This is a genomic window from Microbacterium sp. A93 (assembly GCF_051842835.1).
Window position 1 is genome coordinate 862,926 of record NZ_JBPXMT010000001.1, and the last position, 9,006, is coordinate 871,931.

Annotated in this window: 7 protein-coding genes; 5 read left to right on the plus strand and 2 right to left on the minus strand. The window is 64.0% G+C overall.

All coding sequences use genetic code 11. The features are described 5' to 3' along the window. Positions 1 to 159: 159 nt before the first annotated feature. Positions 160 to 1,290, minus strand: coding sequence for a mannose-6-phosphate isomerase, class I (gene manA / locus ACSU1G_RS04290; RefSeq protein ID WP_439278647.1), 1,131 nt, complete (start codon positions 1,288 to 1,290; stop codon positions 160 to 162). A gap of 67 nt (positions 1,291 to 1,357) precedes the next feature. Between manA and ACSU1G_RS04295 the strand changes: the two genes are divergently transcribed. Then, entirely contained in the window at positions 1,358 to 2,779 is a 1,422-nt protein-coding gene (locus tag ACSU1G_RS04295; protein ID WP_439278648.1) for an O-antigen ligase family protein, read from the plus strand. Then, the gene (locus ACSU1G_RS04300) at positions 2,779 to 4,077 is read left to right on the plus strand and encodes an O-antigen ligase family protein (RefSeq protein ID WP_439278649.1); all 1,299 of its coding nucleotides are present in this window, start codon (positions 2,779 to 2,781) and stop codon (positions 4,075 to 4,077) included. Before ACSU1G_RS04295 ends, ACSU1G_RS04300 begins: the two co-directional genes overlap by 1 nt. Positions 4,078 to 4,098: 21 nt before the next feature. On the opposite strand, the gene galE is transcribed toward ACSU1G_RS04300, so the two are convergent. After that, positions 4,099 to 5,088, minus strand: a complete 990-nt coding sequence (gene galE / locus ACSU1G_RS04305; RefSeq protein WP_439278650.1) for a UDP-glucose 4-epimerase GalE — start codon at positions 5,086 to 5,088, stop codon at positions 4,099 to 4,101. Between the two features lie 285 nt (positions 5,089 to 5,373). On the opposite strand from galE, the gene ACSU1G_RS04310 reads away from it, so the two are divergent. From ACSU1G_RS04310 to ACSU1G_RS04320, 3 genes are read left to right on the plus strand one after another with little or no spacing between them, the layout of a single operon-like run. Beyond that, positions 5,374 to 7,146, plus strand: coding sequence for a glycosyltransferase (locus ACSU1G_RS04310; protein WP_439278695.1), 1,773 nt, complete (start codon positions 5,374 to 5,376; stop codon positions 7,144 to 7,146). After that, positions 7,143 to 8,105 (plus strand): glycosyltransferase, encoded by a 963-nt coding sequence (locus ACSU1G_RS04315; protein WP_439278651.1) that lies wholly within the window; start codon positions 7,143 to 7,145, stop codon positions 8,103 to 8,105. The genes ACSU1G_RS04310 and ACSU1G_RS04315 overlap by 4 nt, the downstream gene beginning before the upstream one ends. Next, positions 8,105 to 8,734: a hypothetical protein gene (locus tag ACSU1G_RS04320; RefSeq protein ID WP_439278652.1), complete on the plus strand. Its 630-nt coding sequence runs from the start codon at positions 8,105 to 8,107 to the stop codon at positions 8,732 to 8,734. Before ACSU1G_RS04315 ends, ACSU1G_RS04320 begins: the two co-directional genes overlap by 1 nt. Positions 8,735 to 9,006: the final 272 nt, after the last annotated feature.

The window sequence follows — 9,006 nt, forward strand, 5'->3', positions numbered from 1 at the left end:
CGTTCTCCTTGCCCTTACAGATGCCCCCCACCGGGCTGTGCGTTACTAATTACACTCGTGTCATTCGCTCCGGTCAAGTCGCGGATAGTAAACCCTCAAGAGCTCGTTGAAGGTTTACGGCGTGTCTGCGGCGTGTCGCAAGAAACCCGCAGGAACACGTCACTTTCCTGGCTGAGCGACGAACGCCTCTCCTGACCCAGTGAGCGTGAGCACAGCCACATCTGCGGTGGCGAAGGCCGCCGCCCCGACGGGGACCGACAACTCATCGCCGGAGCCCGACACCGTCACCGTCCCGCTCGTCACGAGCACCATGGTCGGCCCTGACACCTCGACGGCGACCGGGCTGCCGGAAAGAGTCACGCGTCGCAGCAGGAAATCTGCGACGTCAGCCGGGTATACGGTGACTGCTTCGGATGCCGCCGGACGCAGCACCGGCACTTCACCCGGCGTGCTGTCAAGCACCGACAACAGCTCAGCGACGTCAATATGCTTTGGAGTGAGCCCGCCGCGCAGAACGTTGTCGCTGGCGGCCATGATCTCCACACCTAGGCCTGACACGTAGGCGTGCAACAGTCCAGCGCGCAGGAAGATGCCCTCACCGCGGCCCAGCACGATGAAGTTCATCAGTAGGGCGACGACGACTCCAGGGTCGCCGGGGTTACGCTCCGCGATCGCTCGCCCGGCGGTCAGCTCTTCGGCGAACTCCTCCGACGTGGCCCCACCCAACGCGGAGATGATGTCGTCGACTTCGGCCTGTGCATTGCCGGACAGCAGCCACCCCACGGCATCCCGCAGTCGCTCAGCATCATCCGCATCAGCGCCGCCCCGGAGTTTCTCGCGCAGCGCCGTGACGCCAGCCGACGAGCCCAGGACAGCCAGCAGCCTCAGCGTGGCGGCAACGGGCCGCAAGCCGCTGAGCGCCTCGAATCGGTCACTGAGTGCGACGATGAGTTCGGGCTTGTGGTTCTCGTCTCGATAGTTGCGCGCGGGGTCGTCCGCCGCAAGACCTGTCTCACGGGCCCAGCCGTCGCGCGCTTGGGCGATGGTCGGGTGCACCTGGATCGACAGTGGATCGGCCGCCGCGAGCAACTTCAGCAGGTACGGCAGGGTCCCGCCAGTCACGGCATCCAGCGTCGTTCCTCCGGCGACATCGGCGGGATCGCCCGGGTGGTCCCCGAACCACACTTCGGCCTCCGGAGCCCCCGAAGGCTGGCGCCCCTCCAACTCGGCAATGAGCGAGGCAGATCCCCAGGCGTAGTCACGCGGCACATTCGACAGGCTCAACAACATGACTCCAGCGTATCCATCCCGCCGTGCCGCAGCGATCTGTCGGCTCGGTCACGGTAGCCTGATTCCGATGGCGCAGTACACGAAGCACCCAGTGGCAGCCCCGCCCACCGCGCCGGAACGCGAGTCGACGGGGCATCTGCTGTTGCGCGGGTACGCGATCGTCGTATTCTTCGTCGCCTTCGCGCACACCGCGATCTACAACCTCGTCGGCCAGTTCGGCGCCGGCATCGTGATGATCCTTCTCACGCTTGCCGCTCTCGCGATCGGTGTGCCGATGCTCGCTCGTGCGCAGCCGCATCCGTTCCCCTGGCGACGACTCCCCTGGTCTGCGCTCGGCTATGTCTGCTTCGCCATCCTCTCCGTCGCCTGGTCACAGTGGCGGGGCGCGACTGTCCTCACTTGGCTGTTGCTCGCGGCTGTCACGGTGAACGCGCTCCTGATCGCGCACGCATTCAGCTGGCATGAGATCGTGCGCGCGCTGGCGTCTGCGTTCAAATGGATCCTCGGCCTGTCGCTCGCGCTTGAACTGTGGGTGTCTTTGGCGCTGCGGGGTCCGCTGCTGCCGAACTTCGCCACGCTGCCAACGGGCGACCTCGACCCGCACTGGTACTGGGTACGCGACAACCTCCTCGACGGCGGCCGCATCCAGGGAATCGTTGGAAACTCCAATGTGTTGGCGATCATCTGCCTGTTCGCGATAGTCACCTTCGGCGTTCAGTGGGCGCTTCACGCGCGCTGGCACACAACGCTCGCGCTCTGGATGCTGCTTGCCGCCTTCCTGATGCTCCGCGCCTCCTCTGCCACCACCTACGTGTGTGCGATCGCCGCAGCCGTCGTACTCGCGGTGGCATTGCTCATCCGCCGCACTCGCACGCCGGGTGCACGCACTCGCATCTACGTCACTTGTGGTGCCAGCGTCGCAGTCGTGGTCGCGGCAGTGATCGTGTTCCACAAGCCGCTTTTCGAAGCGCTTGGTCGCAGCGCAGATCTCACGGGTCGCACCGATGTCATCTGGACGAAGGTTCTTGAGCGCGCGGCCACCCATCCGGTGTTTGGCAACGGCTTTTCGAGCCCGTGGATCCCCACCGATCCGTCATTTGACGGATGGATCACCGACCACGGCATCACGGTCTTCCACGCGCACAATATGTGGCTTGACGTGCTCATGCAGCTCGGTGTCGTTGGCGTGCTGCTGATGGCGGCCGCGTACTTCGGCCTGTTGTGGCGGGGCTGGTTCTTCGCCGCTGATCGGCCGCGCTGGGATCTGCGCGCAGACCGACCGTACTCGCCGCTGACGCTGCTGCCCCTGCTGTTCACCGTCATCCTGCTGGTGCAGGGCCTTGCCGAGTCGACCCCGATCATGCTCTGGGGTTGGCTGATGCTGGTGCTGTTCTCGTTCAAGATCAAATCGGTGCCGCTGGTGGGTGTGGGGCTGAGTGAACAGTCCCGTGTGACGGAACGCGGCCAGACGGCGCGGCGCATCCCGTGATGACCTCCCGGGCTCGACTCAGCCGGTTGCTCGGCTCCGTCGAGATGGCACGCGCGTACACGATCACTGCCCTGACCGCGACGTTCGGTTCGTTCCTTATCGAGCGGATGACGTCGACGACGACATTCGCCACGATCATCCTCCTGCTGGGTGTGCTGGGAGCGGCAATCCTGTTCGTGCGTCGCGAGGAACTCTCCCTACTGCGCGTCGCCCCGTCATCGCTATTGGCTTTCCTCGCTCTGGCTCTGCTCAGCGTGATCTGGAGCACCGATCGCTCTGACACCCTCATCGGCTGGGTGTGGATGTTCGGTTTCGCATTCATCGCAATCACCATCGGCCACATTCGCGACACGCTGCAGACCGTGCGTGCAATCGGCGACACGCTGCGCGCACTGCTCGCACTGTCACTGGGGATCGAAATTCTCTCGGGTCTGCTGATAGACGTTCCGATCGCGTTTCTTGACATCGAGGGCAACCTCGCGATGGGCGGCCCCATTCAGGGCATCTTCGGCACCCGCAACATGCTCGGTTTCGTGGCAGTGATCGCACTCATCACATTCTTCATCGAGTGGCGCACCCAGTCGATCTCGGCTCCCATCGCGATCCCGTCCATCGCGCTGGCCGGATTCCTTGCCCTCCTCTCCGCATCGCCGACTGTCCTCGTGCTGGCTTTCGCCGTCGGTGTGGCCACGGGCGCGCTGACGATCGTGCGTCATGCACCGCCAGAGCGACGAAATATCGTCCAGTGGATGCTGGGCGCGCTGGTCGCCGCGGCTCTCGTCGTCGCGTTCGCGTTCCGGCATCAGATCATCGCGTGGATGGGCGCAGGCTCAGATTTCTCCACCCGTGCCGACCTGTGGAACCAGATCCTTGATTTCGTGGCGATTAAGCCGTTCCAGGGTTGGGGCTGGTTCGGCCCGTGGCAGCGCGGAGAATATCCGTTCACCTACATCAACTATCTGCTGGACGATCGCCATCAGACCGCTCTCAACGCGTTCTTCGACGTGCTGCTGCAGCTCGGGGTCGCTGGCCTGCTGCTGTTCCTGCTCCTCGGCAGCGCGGCACTGATCCGGTCGTGGCTGGTTGCCAGCGTGCGACGTTCGGTTGTTTACGCGTGGACACCACTCGTGCTTGTCACGCTCGCCGTCGACTCGATGTTCGAGAGTTTTACCATTTCCGGTGCTGGCTGGTTCATGCTCGTCCTGTGCGCGTTGCGTGCCGGACAGTCGCGCTCGTGGCGTGAGAACATCGATGCCGCGAACACCGGAGTCATTCCGACGCTGCGCCCGCAGAAGTAACGCCAGCCGGATCAGTCTGGCTCAGCCGAGCGAACGCAGCTTCTCTGCCCAGGCCACGGCATCCCGCACGCCGTCGTCGACGGAACGCTCCGCCTTCCATCCGAGCACCGACGCGGCGCGGTCAACGATCGCGTAGGCACCGGCCTGGTCACCAGGGCGACGCTCGACCTCGACAACGGGCAACGGCTCGTTCGTGACGCGTTCGAATGCCGCCACAAGTTCACGCACGGTGACACCATCACCGGTGCCGATGTTGAACACCTGATACGGATCGGATGTCGTGGCGATCGCATCGAACTGTTGCACGGCGGCGACGTGGGCGAGGGCGAGATCCCAGACATGGATGTAGTCGCGCAGCCCTGAACCATCACGGGTTGCCCAGTCGGTGCCGGTGATTGCGAAGGGCACTCCTGCCGCACGCGCCTGCATGATCTTGCCGAGGGCGTGTGAGGGCGTCGGATTCTGCAAACCGGTGCGAAGGCGCGGGTCTGCGCCGATCGGGTTGAAGTAGCGCAGGGCGATGGCACGCAGCCCCCCAGCCTGTGCCGTGTCAGAGAGGATGCTCTCGACCATGGCCTTGGTGGTCGCATAAGGGCTCGACGGCGCCAGCGGTGCGCCTTCATCGACGCCCTCGCCCCCATCGCCGAAGTAGACGGCGGCCGAGGAGCTGAATACGACGCGGCCGATGCCGACCTTCCGGAGGTTCTGCAACAGGATGACGGTCTTGCCGACGTTCGTGTCGTAGTAGCCGAGCGGGTCCGCCACCGACTCCGGCACGACGATGCGCGCAGCACAGTGCACCACGACATCGATATCGGGGTGATCCACCACGATGCGTTCGAGGAGGTCAGCATCCGCGATATCGCCGATATAGAGGTTGCGTCCCTCGCCGAAGTCTTCACGACCGGTGGAGAGGTCGTCGAGGATGACCGTCTCGATGCCTGCTTCCAGGCACGCCGTCGCAATAGTTGAACCGATGTATCCGGCACCGCCGGTGATCAGAGCCTTCATCGCGCCAATCGTAGCCTGCGCGCCGGTGCGCGCAAGGGTGGCGCGCTCTCCGCGGATCCTCAAGAGCAGAAGGTAGGCTACTCGATGCCCGCTGAATCCAGCTTGCGCCCACAAGGGCGGGGCGAAGCAATCTCGGAGATCTCACACGTGGCTCACGTCCTGCAGAACGTCGTATTCCCGCTCGATCGCGACCCTGATCTGCTGCCGCTTTACGCCGACCCCGAGACATGGTCGGTCATCGGCGAAGTGCCGGTTCGCGTTTCCAGTCGCGCGCATCTCGGCAACATTCTCGGTCGAAACAGCGCCCGCATCGTCTCCGGTCGCCGAGTATCACTCGGCACATACTTCAACGCCTTCCCCGCCTCGTATTGGCAGCACTGGACCAGCGTGCGCCAGGTGCGACTGACCGTGCGCACCACCGGACCGGCCACGGTGCTTGTGTACCGTTCCAACGGCTCCGGCGTGCGCCAGCGCGTAGACACCCGCGAAGTGATGGGCGATGCGACCTCGCACTTCGACCTCGCACTGACGCAGTACAGCGACGGCGGGTGGCTCTGGTTCGACGTCGTGGCCGACGAGAAGAGTGCCGTGCTCGAGGGTGCCGAATGGACCACTGAGCAGGAACCGACGCGGACAGGCAAGGCGTCACTGGGAATCACGACCTACAACAAGCCGGACTACTGCGTCGAGACGCTCCAGGCTCTCGCTGCGTCTCCGGATGCGCTGGAGTTCGTCGACCGCATCTTCCTCGTCGACCAGGGCACGCAGCTCGTTGCTGACCAGGATGGCTATGCCGAAGTCGCAGAGTCGCTCGGCGAGATGCTTCAGGTCATTCGTCAGCCGAACCTCGGCGGCTCCGGTGGCTTCTCCCGTGCCATGCACGAGACGCTGCAGCGCCCCGAGAGCGACTTCGTTCAGCTGCTCGACGACGATGTGCGAATCGAACCGGAGTCGCTGCGACGCTCGATCGTGTTCGGTCAGTATGCGACGAACCCGGTGCTCGTCGGCGGTCACATGTTCGACCTGCTCGACCGCCCCAAGCTGCACGGCTGGGCCGAGGTCATGGACGAAGGTCCCTTCATGTGGCGCAACCTCTACCAGGAGAAGATGCCGCACGACTTCGGTACTGCGAATCTCCGCCAGTCCACGCTGCTGCACATGCGCATGGACGCCGACTACAACGGCTGGTGGATGTGTCTGATCCCGCTCGACGCGATCCGTAAGGTCGGACTGGCTCTGCCCGCGTTCATCAAATGGGATGACGCAGAATTCTGCCTGCGCGCAGGCGAGGCGGGCTTCCCCACTGTGTCGATGCCCGGCGTTGCACTGTGGCATGTGTCGTGGGTGAACAAGGACGACTCGATCGACTGGCAGGCGTACTTCCATGCCCGCAACCGCATCGTTGCCGGTCTCCTGCACTCGAACGTCCCCCGTGGCGGACGGCTCCTCACGCACAGCCGCCGCGTGGATCTCAAGCACCTCATGATGATGCAGTACTACCCGGTGGCACTGCGCGCGCAGGCGCTGCGTGATGTGCTCTCGGGGCCCGCTCATATGCGCGAGAACCTCGCGACAGCCATGCCAGCGGCGCGAGCTCTCGCCGCTGCGTATCCGGAGACGACCGTCCACCGCGACCCATCGACGGTGCTGCACTCTCGGCACGGACGTCAGGTCTACAAGAAGCTGCTGCAGAACGACTACGACAACCCGACCGGTGTGAAACTGCGCATCTTCACCCTGACGACGCTCGTGGCACATTGGCTGCACAAGCCGAACCCGGACAACGTGGCCCAGCCCGAGGTCGAGTTCGGCAAGGAAGACGCGCACTGGTGGCGGCTTCCCGCGTTCGACAGTGCGCTGGTCAGTGCCGCAGACGGCTCTGGCAAGAACATCTACACCAGGGACCGTAAAAAGTACCGCCGGATGCTGCGTGACACAATGCGCCTGCACTCGGAGCTGAAGCGACGTTGGCCTGAGCTCCAGAAGCAGTACCGTCAGGCGCTGCCCGAGCTCGTGTCCGACAAGTCTTGGCAGCAGATCTTCGAGGAGAAGGCATGACCGCGGCGCCCGCTGCATTCACCCCCGCGGCGGCGACCATCGTCATCGTCACGTACAACCGCTCACATCTGCTCACGGGCCTGCTGGAAAGCATCACCGTGATGGATCCGAAGCCGGGCCACGTCGTCATCATCGACAATGCCTCAGCGGATGACACGACAGAGGTCGTGGAGTCCTTCCGCGACCGTGTCGGTACCGAGATCGTCTACCGCAAGTTGGAGACGAACACCGGTGGCTCCGGTGGGTTCAGCGAGGGCATGCGCACCGCGTACGAGCTCGGCAGCGAGTGGATCTGGATGATGGACGACGACGTCGAGGTCTTCCCCGACGGCCTGGCGAAGATGGGGTCCTGGGCCCCGCGCTTCAAGAGCATCCAGGGCCGGCGCGTCGACTTCGACGGCAGCGAGTTCTACTGGCAGTACCGGATCGCCGATCGCATGGGCATCCCGATCCCGTTCGCTCCTGCCGGATTCGATGACTCCGGCTTCAAGGAGATGAACAGCGGATGCTTCGAGGGCATGTTCATCCACCGTTCGATCGTCGAGCAGATCGGTCTGCCCGATCCGCGATTCTTCATCTACTGGGACGACCAGATGTACGGGTGGCTGGCCTCGAGGCTGACGACCGCCGTGATCGTGAACGAGTTCGTGCTGCGCCGCACCCGCGAGATCAAGCAGTGGGATATGGGCGTGCGCCACATGAACGCGTCCAGTAACGCGTACCGGTACTACATCATGCGCAACCGCGCGTTCATCAAGCACTATTACCGCGTGCACGAGGCGTACAACCCGGTGCTCTTTGGCCTGGGCACGACAGCGACCTTCTTCAAGGAGCTGATCCGGCTCTTCTTCGTCGAACGCACGGTGCGCGGCACGAGCAACCTGTTCCGCGGCATCCGTGACGGTGGCAAGATCGGTCGCGACCGCACCTGGCAGCCCATGCCCGCATTGGAGAAGTGATGAGCCAAGAGCACCAGCCCGAAGCAGTGTGGGTGTTCCCCGAGGAGAAGAAGAGCAACAAGGGCGCCGTCTGGCTGATCGTCGTCCTCTCCGTACTCGTCGTCGCGATCGTCGGGGTACTGCTGTTCTATCTGCTGCCTCCTGCCGGCGATCCTGAACCGACGCCCAGCCCTTCGTCGTCAGAGAGCGCGACGCCTACGCCGACGCCCACTCCTTCAGCGACGCCGACTCCGACGCCTACGCCTACGGCAGTGCCGACTCCCACGCCGACGCCTGTTCCTACTGAGGAGCCGGTTCCGACCGAGCCTCCGGTGCCGGATCCCGATCTCGGGACGTTCACGGCTGAAATGCAGCCGCGACTCGATGACGCATCGACCGGACTCAGCATCATCGCCGAGGGCGGCGAGGACCCAGCGCAGGTCGTCGGCAACCTGCAACAGGACGCGAATCGATTCTCCGACAGCCCCGCTCCGAGCGCCATCGCTGGTGAGTGGACTGAAGCGGTCGCGCTGTATGCCGATCGCCTTGCTGACCTGACCGTCGCATACGAGAACGGCGCTGACCCCGCTCCTGCCTTCGACGCCGCCAAGGCTGCTCTGCAAACTCTCCGCGCCGTAGTGGGCCTCTAACTCCCTCTTTTCCAAGGTTGCGAGTGGTCACTTGTGGCTCTGTTTCGCGCAAAAAGTGAGCCACCCGCGCCCACTCGCAACGGATGTGACTCTTCCTGCACACATCGCGCCTCGCGCGATTGCGAGTGGGCGCTCGTGGCTTGAAATCCGCGGAATCTCGCGCTGTGAAGTCTCAGTGCTTTTCTGACAGTTGTGTCTCGGGACCTGCCTGACAGTTCTCCTCGTCTTGCACGATCAGGGGATGGCTTATGACTCTTCCCGTACTGATCTGC